Here is a 15,799-nt window from a genome sequence, read left to right on the forward strand (position 1 = left end):
AATATATACTTACCAATCATAGGTTATTTTAGTTTAGGATCCACAGGTGGAGTATTAATAGGATCATTAATACTAGGATATATAGGTAAAATAGGAAATATAAGTTTTAGAATGAACTCTAAAGTTTTGGGTGTAATAAGAGATTTAGCACTCATATTTTTCCTTGCAATAGTTGGATTGAGATATGGATATAAAGCTATTGATGCGTTAGTTGGTTCAGGTGCATATTTATCAATTGTATCATTAATAATAGGATTAGTTGGAATGCTAATAGGATTTATAGTTGGAAGATATGTATTTAAGATAAATTGGTTAATGTTATCAGGAGCGATTTGTGGAGGTATGACATCTACCCCTGGATTGGGAGCAGCAGTTGAAGCTGCAGGCAGTGATGATCCAGCAGCAGGATATGGTGCAACTTATCCATTTGCTCTTTTAGGTATGGTGATTTTTACGATAATACTTCATAAAATGCCGATGTAAATACATTTTATTTGGAATAGATTGAATATTCTTAAAAATACAAGGGGGATATTATGAAAAGATTAAGATGTGAAAAATTGAAAAATAAAGTAATGAGTTCGAAAGAAGCAGCAAAATTTTTTGAAGATGGAATGATTGTAGGAACGAGTGGATTTACTCCAGCAGGCTATCCAAAAGCAGTTCCACTTGAAATTGCAAATAGAGCTAAAAATGGAGAAGAAATAGGATTAACAATAATAACAGGAGCATCTGTAGGTCCAGAAATTGACTCTGTATTAACAGAAGCAAATGTAATAAAAAGAAGATATCCATATCAAACTACAAGCACAATGAGAAATGCAATAAATAATAATAAGGTTAATTATTGTGATATGCATTTAAGCCATACTCCACAATGGGTAAAGTATGGATTTTTAGGAGATATGGATATAGCCTTGGTTGAGGCTGTGTGTATAACAGAAGAAGGATATATAGTACCTTCTACATCAGTAGGTAATTCAAATGTATTTGTTAATTGTGCAAAAAAAGTAATTGTAGAAATAAATACATCACAACCATTAGATTTAGAGGGAATACATGATATATATGATTTAGATAATCCACCAAAAAGAAAACCGATACCTTTAATCAATCCTAGTGATAAAATTGGGACACCATACATAAAATGTGATGTGGACAAAATAGCTGCAATAGTATTTACAGATTTAAAAGACAAAACACGTCCTGTAGCACCAACAGATGAAGTATCTAAAAAGATGGCTCACAATTTAATTAATTTTTTAGAAGAGGAAGTTAAAAGTAAAAGACTACCTAAAAATTTACTTCCAATACAGTCAGGTGTTGGAAGTGTGGCAAATGCTATTTTAGGAGGACTTCAGGATTCTGAATTTAAAGACCTAGTAGTATATTCAGAAGTTATACAAGATTCAGTTTTAGATTTATTAGATTCTGGTAAAGTTAAATTCGCATCAGGTACATCTCTTACTATTTCGCCAGATAGACTAGATGGCTTTTATAAAAATTTCTCTAAATATAAAAATAAATTAATACTCAGACCCCAGGAAATAAGCAATAGTCCAGAAGTTGCAAGAAGATTAGGTGTTATAGCAATAAATACAGCGATAGAAGTTGATATATATGGAAATGTAAATTCTACAAACATAATGGGAAGTAGAATGATGAATGGTATAGGAGGATCTGGAGATTTTGCAAGAAATGGATACTTAACAATATTTACAACAGAATCTATAGCAAAAAATGGTGATATATCAAGTATTGTACCTATGGTATCACATCAAGATCATAGTGAGCATGATGTAATGGTAATAGTTACTGAACAAGGAGTAGCTGACTTGAGAGGATTATCACCTAAAGAAAGAGCAGTATCTATTATAGAAAATTGCGCTCATCCAGATTATAAAGAAGAATTATACAAATATTTTAATAAGGCAAAAGAAGGTAAATATAAGCATAGCCCTCATATTTTAAATGAGGCATTATCTTGGCATGAAAGATTTATGAAAACAGGTTCAATGAAACAGTTAGGGACTAAAGAAGCTTAAAAGTAAATAATTATTTAACTGAATAAGGGGGAAATATACGATGGAAAATATTAAAATTTCTTTAGAAAAATGGGAACAAGAAAAGGTAAAGAAAAGTATATCAAGATTTCCAGAAAGAAAAGAAAAATTTAAATTTGATACAGAAGAAGAAATAAAAAGACTGTATACACCACTTGATGCACAAATTGATTATGAAAAAGACTTAGGATATCCAGGTCAATTTCCATATACAAGAGGAGTTCAACCGACAATGTATAGAGGTAAGTTCTGGACAATGAGAATGTATGCTGGATTTGCAACTGCTGAAGAATCTAATCAAAGATATAAATATTTAATAGATCAAGGTTCTATGGGACTTTCTGTCGCATTTGATTTACCAACTCAAATGGGATACGACTCAGATGATTCAATAGCTGAAGGTGAAGTAGGTAAAGTTGGAGTTGCAATAGATTCACTTGCAGATATGGAAATTTTATTTGATGGAATACCTCTAGACAAGGTTTCTACATCAATGACTATAAATGCACCTGCATCAGTATTACTTGCAATGTATATAGCAGTTGCTAAAAAGCAAGGTGTTAGTCCAGATAAGTTAAGAGGGACTATACAAAATGATATATTAAAAGAATATATAGCTAGAGGAACATATATATTCCCAGTAAAACCATCCATGAGATTAATAACAGATATATTTGATTTTTGTTCAAAGAATGTTCCAAAGTGGAATACGATAAGTATATCAGGTTATCACATAAGAGAAGCGGGTGCAAATGCTGTTGAAGAAGTAGCATTTACATTAGCAGATGGGATAGCATATGTTAATGCTGCATTAGATGCAGGGCTTAATGTTGATGATTTTGCACCTAGATTATCATTTTTCTTTAATGCTCATAATAACCTTTTTGAAGAAGTTGCTAAATTTAGAGCTGCAAGAAGAATTTGGGCAAATATTATGAAAAATAGATTTAAAGCACAAAATCCTAAGTCTTGTCAGTTAAAGTTCCATACACAAACAGCAGGATGTACTTTAACAGCTCAACAACCTGAAAATAATATCGTAAGAGTAGCTATACAAACTTTAGCAGCAGTACTTGGAGGTACTCAATCACTTCATACAAATTCAAAAGACGAAGCTCTTGCTCTTCCAACTGAAAAATCAGTAATGGTTGCACTTAGAACTCAACAAATAGTTGCAAATGAAAGTGGGGTAGCAGATACCGTAGATCCTTTAGCAGGTTCTTATTATGTAGAAGGATTAACTAATCAAATTGAAAAAGAAGCTCTAGAAATAATAAATAAGATAGATGAATTAGGTGGAGCACCTATGGCTATAGATAAAGGATATATACAACAAGAAATAATGGATAGTGCTTATAAATATCAAAGAGAAATAGAAGAGAATGAGAGAATAATAGTAGGGGTTAACAAATTTAAAATAGAAGAAGAATCTCCAAAAGGATTACTAAGAGTAGATCCAGAAGTTGGAGAAAGACAAAAGGAAAAAGTTAAAAACCTTAAAAAATCAAGAGATAATGTAAGAGTAAAACAAACACTAGAAGCTTTAAAAAATGCTTGTAAGAGCGAAGAAAATGTAATGCCATATATTTTAGAATCAGTAGAAAGCTATGCTACTTTAGGAGAAATATGTGAAGTTATGAGAGATATATTTGGAGAATATAAACAAACTGTAATGATTTAGAAAAAAGTATAAATAAATTTATATAGAGATAAGAGATATTAAAATAGAGGGGGAAAAATAATGAAACAGATAAGAGTTTTAGTTTCAAAACCAGGTCTTGATGGTCATGATAGAGGAGCTAAAGTTATAGCTAGAGCACTTAGAGATGCAGGTATGGAAGTTATATATACAGGTCTTAGACAGACACCTGAGCAAATAGTTCAGGCTGCAATACAAGAAGATGTAGATGTTGTAGCAATGAGTATATTATCAGGTGCACACAATCATTTACTACCAAAGGTAGTAGAACTTTTAAAAAAAGAAGATGCATACGACGATATATTAGTTATAGGAGGAGGAGTAATTCCAGAAGAGGATATTCCATATCTAAAAGAGTGTGGAATTTCAGAAATTTTTACACCAGGAACACCAACTTCAGTAACAATAGAATATATAAAAGCAAATTTAAAAAGACAACTTAATTAAAACAAGTTTATTAGGAGTGGAGGTTGTATGGAAAATCTTATAGAGGATCTTTTAAAAGGGAAGAAAAGAGCCTGTGCAAGAATTATAACTATGGTAGAAAATGAAGTAAGTGGATATGAAGAAATTTTAAAACAAATTTACCAGTTCACAGGAAGGGCTTATGTTATAGGTATAACAGGACCTCCAGGTGCAGGAAAATCTACCTTTACAGATAAAGTTGTAAAACTTTTAAGAAAGGATAATAAAAAAGTAGGAGTTATTGCTATCGATCCAACGAGTCCGTTTACTAAGGGAGCAATACTTGGAGATAGAATAAGAATGAATGATTTAAGTTTGGATGATGACGTTTTTATTAGATCAATGGGAACAAGAGGAAGTTTAGGTGGGGTTTCAAATGCAACCCAAGGAGCTATAAAAGTACTAGATGCATATGGCTGTGATTATATATTTATTGAAACGGTAGGTGTTGGTCAATCAGAAGTGGATATAGTTAAAACAGCAGATACTACAGTTATGATAATGGTTCCTGGTTTAGGTGATGATATTCAGGCAATAAAAGCAGGTGTTATGGAGATAGCAGATGTGTTTGTAGTTAATAAAGCAGATAGAGATGGAGCTAAAAGAACATCAATTGAAATAAACATGATGCTTGATTTTAAAAAAGATTGGAAATTTAGACCACCAGTAAATTTAGTTATATCAGAAAATGGAGAAGGTGTAGAAACTGCTTTTAAAAATATATTAGATCATAAAAATTATTTATATGAAAGTAAAGAAATAACTGAAAAAAGATTAGATAGAAATAAAATAGAAATTAAAGAGATTGTTAATAGAAGGATACAAAAACTCGTTAAGCAAGTAGAAAAAAAAGAAAATATAGATGAGTTACTTTCAAAAACTATAACAAAGGAAACAGATCCATATACAATAGGCGAGAAAATATTTAAAAGTGTTATAAAATGAGGGGGATTTTAATATGAATATAAAAAATGTAGATCATATAGGAATAGCAGTTACGAATTTAGAAGAAGCATTAAAATTTTATGAAGATGTGTTAGGACTAAAATGCCAAGGAACAGAGATAGTTGAAGATCAAAAAGTAAAAGTTGGTTTTTTACCAATAGGAGAAACCGAACTTGAACTTTTAGAATCTACAACAGAAGATGGTCCTATAGCTAAATTTATAGATAAAAACGGAGGAAGAGGAGGAATACAACATATTGCATTAAGAGTAGATAACATAGAAGAAGCTATAGCACAAATAAAAGAAAAAGGATATAGAATGATAGATGAAAAACCTAGATATGGAGCAGGAAATGCAAGTATAGCATTTTGTCATCCAAAAAGTACAAAAGGAATTCTTTTGGAACTAAGTGAAAGAAAATAAGGCTTGGGGGGATAAGGATGTCTGTAGAAAAATTAAATCTACTTAATAAAAAGAAAGAAATAATCGAACTTGGTGGAGGTCAAAAAAGAATAGATAAGCAACATAAATCAGGTAAATTAACATCAAGAGAAAGAATACAGCTATTATTTGATGAAAATACGTTTGTTGAATTAGATGCATTTGTTACACATAGATGTACTAATTTTGAAATGGAAAAAAAAGAAGCACCAGGAGAGGGTGTAGTTTGTGGATATGGAAAAGTACAGGGAAGATTAGTATATGCATATGCTCAAGACTTTACAGTTTTAGGAGGATCTCTTGGTGAAATGCACGCAAAAAAGATAACTAAGGTTATGGATTTAGCTATAAAGATGGGAGCACCAGTAGTTGGATTTAATGATTCTGGAGGAGCAAGAATACAAGAGGCAGTTGATGCTCTTGCGGGATATGGATCAATATTTTATAGAAATACAATTGCTTCAGGGGTAGTACCACAAATTTCTGCGATAATGGGACCTTGTGCAGGGGGTGCAGTATATTCTCCGGCACTTACAGATTTTGTTTATATGGTAGATAAAACGAGTCAAATGTTTATTACTGGACCTCAAGTTATTAAAACTGTTACAGGAGAAGAGGTAACAGCAGAAGAACTAGGAGGAGCTTCAACTCATAACACAACTTCAGGTGTTGCTCATTTTATTGCGTCTGAAGATAAAGATTGCATATCACAAATTAGGAGACTTTTAAGTTTTTTACCATCTAATAATTCAGAGAAAACACCACTAATAGAAAATCAGGATTCACCTAATAAAGTTTTAGACTTATTAAATAGCATAATACCTGATGAATCAAATAAATCTTATGATATAAAAGATATAATATATGAAATTATTGATAATAGGGATTTTTATGAAGTGCAACAATTCTTTGCTCAAAATATTGTAATTGGATTTGCAAGAATTAATGGAGAGAGTGTAGGTATAATAGCTAATCAACCAAATATTATGGCTGGGAGCTTAGATATAAATGCATCTGATAAGGCAGCTAGATTTATTAGAACATGTGACGCATTTAATATACCAATACTTAGCTTAGTTGATGTACCAGGTTTTTTACCAGGAACAGGTCAAGAATATGGTGGAATAATTAGACATGGAGCAAAAATGCTTTATGCATATAGTGAAGCAACTGTTCCTAAAATAACATTAATAGTTAGAAAAGCATATGGTGGTTCATATTTAGCTATGTGTTCAAAAGATTTAGGTGCAGATATTGTATTAGCTTGGCCGACAGCAGAGGTAGCAGTAATGGGACCACAAGGTGCGGCAAATATAATATTTAAAAAAGACATAAAGAATGCAGATAATCCAGATAGTGTTAGAGCAGAAAAAATAAAAGAATATACAGATGAATTTGCTACACCATATAAGGCAGCAGAAAGAGGTTATATAGATGATGTGATTGAACCATCTTTAACAAGAATTAGATTAGCTGATGCGTTGGATATGCTAGCTTCAAAAAGAGAAAGCAGACCATTTAAAAAACATGGCAATATACCTTTATAGGAAGGTGGTAAAAAATGAGTATAAGCGAATTACTTCAAAATTTAAAAATAGATGCAAGTTCCATGACTATGGGAGAAAAGCTTTTAGCTGGATTATACACGACATTATTAGCCATGGGAGTAGTTTTTATAATTTTAGTCTTAATATCATTTATTATAAAAATAATAAATGATAAGCCAAAAGTAGGCAATAAAAAGTTAAACAAAGATATAAATGAAATGAAAGCTCAAGAAAATAAACAACCTCAAACACAAGAACAATATGATAATGAATTGATATCTGTTATAACTGCTGCAATTATAGCATCAGAATCAAAAAATATTATTGTAAGAAGAATAGAAAGAACAAATAATAAACAAAGCGATTGGGAAAAAATGACTAATATATAAATATAAAACAGGGGGAGATAAAAATGATAAAAAATTATAATATAACAGTAAATGGCACTACATACGAGGTTGAAGTTGAAGAAACTGGATCAGTTTCTACTCAAGAAAGAGTACAACCACAAATGGCTACTCAAGTAAGACCTCAACAAGTAGCAGCGAAACCACAAGTTAAATCAGCTTCTCAAGGTGGAAGTGGAAGTGTTGTTGCTCCAATGCCAGGGACAATAAGTGATGTAAGGGTTAGTGTAGGCCAAAGTGTTAAAAAAGGAGATATACTTTTAATTCTAGAAGCGATGAAAATGGAAAATGAAATAATGGCGCCACATGATGGAAAAGTAAGCGCTATAAGTGTTTCAAAAGGATCTTCTGTAAGTTCAGGGGATGCATTAGTTACATTAGGATAAGTAAATTAAGGATAGAAGGGGGAAAAGCCCGTGGGAGAAGTTATAAAAGATTTTATTCAAACAATGGGTATCGTTAATATTAGTTGGCAACAAATAGTTATGATATTAATAGCTTGTGTATTATTATATTTAGCTATATCAAAAGGTTTTGAACCACTGCTTTTAGTTCCGATTGCATTTGGGATGTTACTTTCAAACCTTCCTTTATCAGGAGTTATGAACGAAGCAGTATCAAATATAAAATTGATAGCACCAGATGGCATAAATGCACTTAAAGAAGGTACTTCAGCCAGTATATCAACCCAGACACCAGGTGGTTTATTACATTATTTATTCCAAGGAGATGCACTTGGAATATTCCCACCATTAATATTTTTAGGAGTAGGTGCAATGACAGATTTCGCTCCATTAATTTCTAATCCTAAAAGTATATTATTAGGGGCAGCTGCACAATTCGGTATATTTACTACATTTTTAGGAGCATTAGCATTAGGGTTTAGTGCTCAAGCAGCATCTTCAATAGGAATAATAGGTGGAGCAGATGGACCTACAGCAATATATCTAGCTACTAAATTAGCACCAGAATTATTAGCACCAATAGCTGTAGCAGCGTATTCATATATGGCATTAGTTCCAATAATTCAACCGCCAATAATGAGAGCATTAACGACTAAGGAAGAAAGATGTATCGTAATGACACAAACTAAGCCTGTTTCAAAGAAAGCAAAAATAATATTTCCAATAGTTGTAACTATAGTAGTGTCATTATTACTTCCAACAGCAGCTCCATTAATAGGAATGCTTATGTTTGGGAATTTACTTAAAGAGTGTGGTGCTACTGATAGATTATCAGATACAGCTTCAAATGCCTTGATGAATATAGTAACTATTTTCTTAGGAATATCAGTTGGAGCATCAGCTCAGGCAGAAATATTTTTAAGTAGTCAAACACTTATGATATTTGGGCTTGGAATATTAGCATTTGCAATAGGAACAGCAGCAGGAGTTTTATTTGCAAAACTAATGAATTTAGTATGTAAACAAAAAGTAAATCCTTTAATAGGTTCTGCTGGAGTATCAGCAGTACCAATGGCTGCAAGAGTTTCTCAAAAAGTTGCTCAAGAAGAATGTCCAGGCAATTTTATACTAATGCATGCCATGGGTCCAAATGTGGCAGGAGTTATAGGATCAGCAGTAGCAGCAGGAATTTTACTAAGTTTATTTGGATAAAATAAATATATAAAATAAAGTGTGTACTCTTCCAAAAATGTGATAATTAAATTAGATTATCCAATGGAGAGGGCACACTTTTTATGTTAAAACAACTAAAGATTAAATTAATTCGGTATTTTTTAAAGGCAACTTTATTTCAAATACAGTTTTTGCATTATCACTAATTACTAGTATATCGCCTTCATGTAAATTAATTATATTTTTAGTTATAGCTAAACCTAATCCGGATCCGCCTTTATTATTGTTTCTAGATTTCTCGATTCTATAAAATCTATCAAATAAATAAGGTAAATCTATAGGGGAGATAGGTTCACCATAATTTATAATTTGAACTACGGCCATATCATCTTCTTTCTTAGTAAATAAATCTATATAATAACCATCTTTCCCATATTTAATTGCATTATTTATAATATTTTCAAATGCTCTAACAAGTTTATTTGCATCTGCATTAACAGTTAACTTATCCTCTGAAAATTGTACTCTTCCTTCTACTTTATTAATTTTAAATTGATAACTAAAATGTTCCATTATTTGGCCTAATAATTCTACTAAATTAAGTTCTTGCTTATCAATCTTTATAGTATTGTTTTGCATTTTTGTAAATTCAAATAAATCATTAATTAATACATTTAAATTTTTACTTTTTTCATAGGCTATATTTGTATAATATCTTAATTCTACTTCGTCTTTATATTTATCTTCATCTATTAATCCTAAATAGCCAATTATAGATGTTAAAGGTGTTCTCAGATCATGTGAAACGTTAGTTATTAAATCAGTTTTAGTTTGCTGAGCTTTTCTTTCTTCAATAGTTATATTTCTAAGTTGAACTATTATACTATTTATATTTTTTGCCAATTTTCCTATACTGTCATTTGAATTTATGTCAATAATCTTGTTCAAATTCCCTTCGGACATATCCTCTACTGTTTCTAATATATTTATCCAATTTTTTGAATTTTTATGCATGAAAAATGCATATATCGGAATAGTAAAAATTAGCACTAAGATTACATATATTGTATCTCCGATAAAATAATAGATAAAGTCTCTCATAGAATACATTATTATATTAATAATACTATCATAATTGTTTTTAAAATAATTAAGAGCATTTATATGTATAATAAACAATATAGTTAAAGATAATATTATGCTAAGGATTAAATACATTATTGGTTGAAATGAATTTTTTAAAATTTTTAAATTTTTATTTAAATTAGTTTTCAATTTTATAACCAGCCCCCCATACAGTATGAATTATTTTTTCTCCTTTGGAATACCTGTTTATTTTTTCCCTAATTCTACTCATATGCACCATAACTGTGTTATTTGATTGGTAATAATCTTCTTTCCAAACCTTCTCAAAGATTTCCTCTGTACTAAAGACTCTTCCTTTATTTTTAGATAGGAGATACAGTATGTCAAATTCTCTAGATGTCAAATTAATTTCTTCATTTTCTATACACACCTTGTGCTTAGTTTTGTCTATACTCAAAGGACCTACTTTTATTAAATCAAGGTTATTGGTGTTATTAAAGTAGTAAGACCTTCTAAGTAATGCTTTTACCCTTACAATTAGCTCAAGAGGGTTGAATGGCTTTGTCATATAATCATCTGCACCTGTCATGATTCCTTGAATTTTATCCATATCTTCGGATTTTGCGCTAAGCATTAGTATTGGTATATTTCTTTTTTCTCTAACTATCTTGCAAACTTCCATACCATCTAGTTTTGGCATCATGACATCTAAAACTAATAGTTGTATATCTTGATTTTTTAAAATATCTAAAGCTTCTAAACCATTGGAAGCTTTAAATACTTTATAGCCCTCATTTACTAAATAAATTTCTAATAAATCTCTAATTTCTTTTTCATCATCTGCAACAAGTATATTATTTTTCAATTTTAATTAATCCTCACTTATATAATTTTTTACTTAGGGATATCTAACATTATACTAAATATTTCAAAATAAAATAATATATATATTTTTTTGTACTATTTTTCTTGTGAATATTCTTCTAATGTTAAATTATTATTATAAATATCACTTGCTATGTCTTTTCCTACGTATCTTATATGCCACGGTTCATATTCTTTTTGTGTTATAGCCTCCTTACTCTTTGGATAACGTATTATAAATCCAAATTCATGTGCATTTTCTTTTAGCCAGGTAGCTTCTTTCGTAGCCTCAACAAACCATCTATCTTTATTTGTTAGGTCTATACATAAACCAGTTTGATGCTCACTAGTTCCTGGTTTAGCTACATATTGATTCGCTTTTATAATTCCTTGAGATTTTACTCTACTTTGATAAACTTCTTTTTGTGTTTCATAGGATCTATAAGCTGAAGTTCCTAAAAAAATTATGCCTTCTTCTTTTGCTTTGGAAAATAGATCTTCTATAGCATTAGCTACTGTAGCGTTTAATTGTTTTTCTTCTTCTGTAGAGCTATCTATAAACTTTATATTAGGTTTAACAAGATCTTTAGGTACATATCCATCAGGAAGGCTATTATTTTTATTTACAAGCATTATATTTGATTTAGTATTTTTATTCATTTCTAAAGGAATACCTTGATCTTTCATTATAAACATTCCTGTTGTTGCTAAAATTAAAATTCCACTTATCATAATTTTTTTCATTTTCTATCTCCCTTTCTCTTTATAAATAAAGTTTAGGGTATAGACCTTAAGCTGAGTTTAAGTAAACCTTAAGAATTCTTAAGGTTTAAAAAGTTAAGAATGTACAATTAAGTTTACTGAATCAAATAAATGGATGTCTTAAAATTTTTAAGACATCCATTTTTGTTAAAATACTTTTTTGTTTTCTTCAAAATCGTACACGTCCATTAATGCTTCTCCAAATCGTTGATAATGAACTATTTCTCGCTCTCCTAAGAATCTTAATACGTTTATAATATCTACATCATCAGTTAAATTTATAAGTTGATAATAAGTTGCCAAAGCTTTTTGCTCAGCAGCCATATCTTCATGCAAATCTGTAACAGCATTTCCCATTACTGCGATAGTTGATGCACTAAAAGGAACACCATTAGCATCAGATGGGAAAATTCCAAATCCATTTTGAGCATAACTTGACCCAAGCCCAGCAGCTCTTAATTGTTCTGGCGTTGCATCGTAAGTTAATTGATAAACCATTGTAGAAATTACTTCCACGTGAGCAAGTTCTTCTGTTCCGATATCAGTTAAAAGCGCACGAGATTTACCTGTAGGCATAGTGTATCTTTGACTTAAATATCTTAAAGCTGCACCTAATTCCCCATTTGGCCCCCCAAATTGAGTTATAAGATATTTAGCCATGCCTACATCAGTACTTTTTAAATTAACTGGGTGCTGTAAAGTTTTTTGATATATCCACATAAAAATTCAATCCTCCTAATATTCTAATGCTTAATCATTAAATTCTCTGTCCCAAGGCCAAGGTTCACAAACCCATTGCCAAGGATAACTACTTGGTGAATATCCGAAGTTAGTTAAAGGACCATACTTACTTTCATAATTACATCTAGCTTTTGCAAATTGAGAATATAATGAGTTATAAGTATTTACAGCTTTTTTATCCTCAGGATGGTTGTCTAAATATAGGTTTAAATCTAGGCATGCAAATCCTGTTTCTTGAACAGCTCTTAAAAGTTCAGATCTACTAGATGATTGTCTCATTATCTTCGACCTCCCTTTCTCTTAGTAGGTGTTGAATATAACTCTTTATTGTACATTTCAGAATCTAATAAATTTAATTCTGGAAAGATTGTTCCGTATTTTAATGCACTTGTAAGGTTATACATTTTTGTAAAAACTTGATGATTTACATATGGTCTAGCTAAATCACATCCACAATTTTTCAAAACTCCTCTATCTTTATTCTCCACTGATTAAACCTCCTTGTCTTGTTAGATAGAATATTCCTATCTAATAGTTATGATATTCTTTATATAAAAAATCGTTCCTAAAAGATATAAAAAATTAGTCATTTAAAAAAAATTAGTAAAATTAGAATAAAATAAATTTATAATTTGTATAGTGATAAATTTATGTACTACTTGAATTGTTAATAAGGTTTATGATAAAATAATTTTCATGTTCCATAAAGATGAGGTGATACAAATGAGTGATTTAGCAGGAAAAGGTTGTGAAATAATAGTACCTTTTGAAGAAAGACAGTCATTAAAAGATATAGAAAAAAGTATAATAAAAAAATATAGAAAAAATTTATGGTCGAAGTTTATAAAAGCCATAAGAGATTACAAGTTAGTAGAAGAGGGCGATAAAATAGGTGTTGCCATTTCTGGAGGAAAAGACAGTCTACTTATGGCAAAAATGTTCCAAGAATTAAAAAGACATGGACAAGTTAACTTTGAGGTAGAATTTATAGCTATGGACCCTGGGTACCATAAAGATATAAGACAGCTTCTTGTAGACAATTGTGAATATTTAAATATACCAATACATCTATTTGATTCAAAAATATTTGAAATAGCGGATGAGATAGCAAAAGATTACCCATGCTATATGTGTGCTAGAATGAGAAGAGGAGCTTTATATTCTAAGGCTGAAGAATTAGGATGTAATAAACTTGCATTAGGTCATCATTATGATGATGTTATAGAAACTACTATGCTTAATTTACTTTGTGCTGGTAATTTTAAAACAATGTTACCTAAGTTAAATTCTACAAACTTTGATGGAATTCAAATAATAAGACCTCTTTATTATATAAGAGAAGAACATATAATAAGATTTATACAAAATAGTGGGATATGGCCGCTAAATTGTGCTTGTATGGTCGCAGCAAAGAAAACAGGTAATAAGAGATATGAAATAAAAGATCTTATAAAAAGTTTAGAACCGAATTTTAAAGATGTTGAAAAGTCAATTTTTAAAGCTGCAGAAAATGTAAATATAGATTCAGTTTTAGGTTGGCAGCAAGATGGAGAAAAACACTCTTTCCTAGAAAGATATGAATAAAAAATTATTATTAATCGTTGATTAAAGTTTATTAATCAGCGATTTTTTATATATATAATGCTAAAATATAAGTAGCACTAGTTAGAAAGGGTGAATTTACATTGAAGAAAATATACATAGATTTTGAAATGAACATGCCAAATACTAGAAGTAAGATAAATACTGTAAATACGGACTTAATAGCAATAGGAGCTATACAATATGATACAAATACTAAAAAATTATCTAAATTTAAATCCCTAATTAAGCCTATAACAAATTCACATATATATCCACATATTCAAGAATTAACACAAATAACTAATGAAGAATTAAATAATGCACCAACATATGAGGAAGTAATGAGAAAGTTCAAGCAATGGCTAGGTGAATTTTCTGAAATTCAAGGAATTTATACATTTGGAAATTTGGATTTAACTTGCTTTAACAATACTGATAAAATAAGTTCTCGAAAGTATAATCATCCAAGATTTTTAAATAATATAAGAGATTTTTTTATAGATGTAAAAGACAAATATTTAGATTGTGGAATAAAATGTATGAATTATATATCTCTAAAAAACTTGTTAGAATTTGCTAATATAGAATTTAAAGGAGATGCACATGACCCATTAAATGATGCATATAATTTATTTATATTAGATGAAACATTAGAAACAAATGAAAATATAAGGGAATTGCTAATAATTCAAGATTTAATGAAATCACCTTTTATTAATTTGAATTATCAATTATCAGATAAATTTGAAACATATAAAAAATATCTTTATAAACAAGAAGGGGAGTATGACTTAATTAATTTGTCCATAGATGTAATAAATACAATCATGTTATACATACAATCATTAATAGATATAGATATAAATAGTATGGATACAATAAGGGACATAAAGAAAAAAATTGATACTATAGAAAAAATTAAGAATATAAAGAATGGATATTTCTATGTTTTAGAAAACGTATGCTTAGATATGAAAGATTTATTGGATGATTTAATGTTATATAAGTTAAAACCTTTAGAGTATAAAGAAGAATTAAAAAATATAATAAATTTATTTGAAGATGACTTATCATATGAAGGAATAAATAAAGGAATTAATATATATTGTAAGTAAGTTGATTTTATAAATTATATAGAAAGGATAAAATATTATGCAAAATATAACAAGTTACCTATTAACTATATTGTCGGTATTTGTTTTACTATCAGCAGTATTTATTCTAATAAATTTTATAAGATTTATATTAACATTAAGAGATGAAAGAAGAAAACAGAATATAAATAAAACATTGTATAGAAATAAACCTATATTAAACATAAAATATAATGATATATATGAAGAAAATAAAAAAACAATGTACAAATTAGATGGCGAGAAAACTTGTAGATATGACAATGGAGATATATATAAGGGAGAATTTATAGATGGCAAAAAAAGTGGATTTGGAATTTGTATATTTGCGAATAAAGAGAGATATGAAGGCTTATGGAAAGACGACAAGATGCATAGTGTAGGTAAGTATACATTTAGCGATGGAGGTATATATAGTGGAGATTTTAAAGATGGAGTAATAGAAGGATTAGGAATGTATACATATCCGAATAAAGATATATAT

At 29.7% G+C, this 15,799-nt stretch carries 19 protein-coding genes; 13 read left to right on the forward strand and 6 right to left on the reverse strand.

Annotation, left to right across the window (positions count from 1 at the left end; all coding sequences use genetic code 11):
- The 10 genes from CHF27_RS12155 to CHF27_RS12200 all read left to right on the forward strand — a co-directional run.
- Positions 1-483, forward strand: a 483-nt coding sequence (locus CHF27_RS12155) for an aspartate-alanine antiporter-like transporter (RefSeq protein WP_330409796.1), incomplete at its 5' end; no start/stop codon positions are given.
- A gap of 53 nt (positions 484-536) precedes the next feature.
- On the forward strand, positions 537-2,045 hold the full coding sequence (locus tag CHF27_RS12160; RefSeq protein WP_095406370.1) for an acetyl-CoA hydrolase/transferase family protein: 1,509 nt from the start codon (positions 537-539) through the stop codon (positions 2,043-2,045).
- A 40-nt stretch (positions 2,046-2,085) separates the two neighbouring features.
- A complete protein-coding gene (locus CHF27_RS12165; protein ID WP_095406371.1) occupies positions 2,086-3,744 on the forward strand; it encodes an acyl-CoA mutase large subunit family protein in 1,659 nt (552 codons plus the stop codon).
- Between the two features lie 60 nt (positions 3,745-3,804).
- Positions 3,805-4,209, forward strand: coding sequence for a cobalamin B12-binding domain-containing protein (locus CHF27_RS12170; protein WP_095406372.1), 405 nt, complete (start codon positions 3,805-3,807; stop codon positions 4,207-4,209).
- A 27-nt stretch (positions 4,210-4,236) separates the two neighbouring features.
- Positions 4,237-5,172 (forward strand): methylmalonyl Co-A mutase-associated GTPase MeaB, encoded by a 936-nt coding sequence (gene meaB, locus CHF27_RS12175; RefSeq protein ID WP_095406373.1) that lies wholly within the window; start codon positions 4,237-4,239, stop codon positions 5,170-5,172.
- A gap of 13 nt (positions 5,173-5,185) precedes the next feature.
- Positions 5,186-5,596 carry a methylmalonyl-CoA epimerase gene (gene mce, locus CHF27_RS12180; RefSeq protein WP_095406374.1) on the forward strand — a complete coding sequence of 137 codons (411 nt, stop codon included), beginning with the start codon at positions 5,186-5,188 and terminating at the stop codon, positions 5,594-5,596.
- A 17-nt stretch (positions 5,597-5,613) separates the two neighbouring features.
- Positions 5,614-7,161 (forward strand): methylmalonyl-CoA decarboxylase subunit alpha, encoded by a 1,548-nt coding sequence (gene mmdA / locus CHF27_RS12185; RefSeq protein WP_095406375.1) that lies wholly within the window; start codon positions 5,614-5,616, stop codon positions 7,159-7,161.
- 14 nt (positions 7,162-7,175) lie between these two features.
- Positions 7,176-7,550, forward strand: a complete 375-nt coding sequence (locus tag CHF27_RS12190) for an OadG family protein (RefSeq protein ID WP_095406376.1) — start codon at positions 7,176-7,178, stop codon at positions 7,548-7,550.
- 23 nt (positions 7,551-7,573) lie between these two features.
- Entirely contained in the window at positions 7,574-7,954 is a 381-nt protein-coding gene (locus tag CHF27_RS12195) for a biotin/lipoyl-containing protein (protein ID WP_330409797.1), read from the forward strand.
- Between the two features lie 30 nt (positions 7,955-7,984).
- Positions 7,985-9,184, forward strand: a complete 1,200-nt coding sequence (locus CHF27_RS12200; protein WP_243445011.1) for a sodium ion-translocating decarboxylase subunit beta — start codon at positions 7,985-7,987, stop codon at positions 9,182-9,184.
- A 102-nt stretch (positions 9,185-9,286) separates the two neighbouring features.
- Here CHF27_RS12200 and CHF27_RS12205 read toward each other — a convergent pair whose 3' ends face one another.
- The 6 genes from CHF27_RS12205 to CHF27_RS12230 all read right to left on the reverse strand — a co-directional run bounded on the left by CHF27_RS12205 (position 9,287) and on the right by CHF27_RS12230 (position 13,086).
- Positions 9,287-10,420: a sensor histidine kinase gene (locus tag CHF27_RS12205; RefSeq protein WP_330409798.1), complete on the reverse strand. Its 1,134-nt coding sequence runs from the start codon at positions 10,418-10,420 to the stop codon at positions 9,287-9,289.
- Entirely contained in the window at positions 10,410-11,096 is a 687-nt protein-coding gene (locus tag CHF27_RS12210; RefSeq protein ID WP_095406377.1) for a response regulator transcription factor, read from the reverse strand. Before CHF27_RS12210 ends, CHF27_RS12205 begins: the two co-directional genes overlap by 11 nt.
- Before the next feature lie 95 nt (positions 11,097-11,191).
- The gene (locus CHF27_RS12215) at positions 11,192-11,839 is read right to left on the reverse strand and encodes a M15 family metallopeptidase (protein ID WP_095406378.1); all 648 of its coding nucleotides are present in this window, start codon (positions 11,837-11,839) and stop codon (positions 11,192-11,194) included.
- A gap of 165 nt (positions 11,840-12,004) precedes the next feature.
- Positions 12,005-12,577, reverse strand: a complete 573-nt coding sequence (locus CHF27_RS12220; protein WP_095406379.1) for a manganese catalase family protein — start codon at positions 12,575-12,577, stop codon at positions 12,005-12,007.
- Between the two features lie 30 nt (positions 12,578-12,607).
- Positions 12,608-12,877 carry a spore coat protein CotJB gene (locus tag CHF27_RS12225; RefSeq protein ID WP_095406380.1) on the reverse strand — a complete coding sequence of 90 codons (270 nt, stop codon included), beginning with the start codon at positions 12,875-12,877 and terminating at the stop codon, positions 12,608-12,610.
- Positions 12,877-13,086: a spore coat associated protein CotJA gene (locus CHF27_RS12230; RefSeq protein ID WP_095406381.1), complete on the reverse strand. Its 210-nt coding sequence runs from the start codon at positions 13,084-13,086 to the stop codon at positions 12,877-12,879. Before CHF27_RS12230 ends, CHF27_RS12225 begins: the two co-directional genes overlap by 1 nt.
- Before the next feature lie 235 nt (positions 13,087-13,321).
- On the opposite strand from CHF27_RS12230, the gene CHF27_RS12235 reads away from it, so the two are divergent.
- The 3 genes from CHF27_RS12235 to CHF27_RS12245 form a co-directional block, all read left to right on the forward strand.
- Positions 13,322-14,182 (forward strand): tRNA 2-thiocytidine biosynthesis TtcA family protein, encoded by an 861-nt coding sequence (locus tag CHF27_RS12235; RefSeq protein WP_095406382.1) that lies wholly within the window; start codon positions 13,322-13,324, stop codon positions 14,180-14,182.
- 101 nt (positions 14,183-14,283) lie between these two features.
- A complete protein-coding gene (locus CHF27_RS12240; RefSeq protein ID WP_095406383.1) occupies positions 14,284-15,297 on the forward strand; it encodes a 3'-5' exonuclease in 1,014 nt (337 codons plus the stop codon).
- 37 nt (positions 15,298-15,334) lie between these two features.
- Positions 15,335-15,799 (forward strand): MORN repeat-containing protein (locus CHF27_RS12245; protein ID WP_115976218.1); only part of this gene is annotated, 465 nt, incomplete at its 3' end.

It is taken from the genome of Romboutsia maritimum (assembly GCF_002251085.2).
GTDB lineage: Bacteria > Bacillota > Clostridia > Peptostreptococcales > Peptostreptococcaceae > Romboutsia_B > Romboutsia_B maritimum.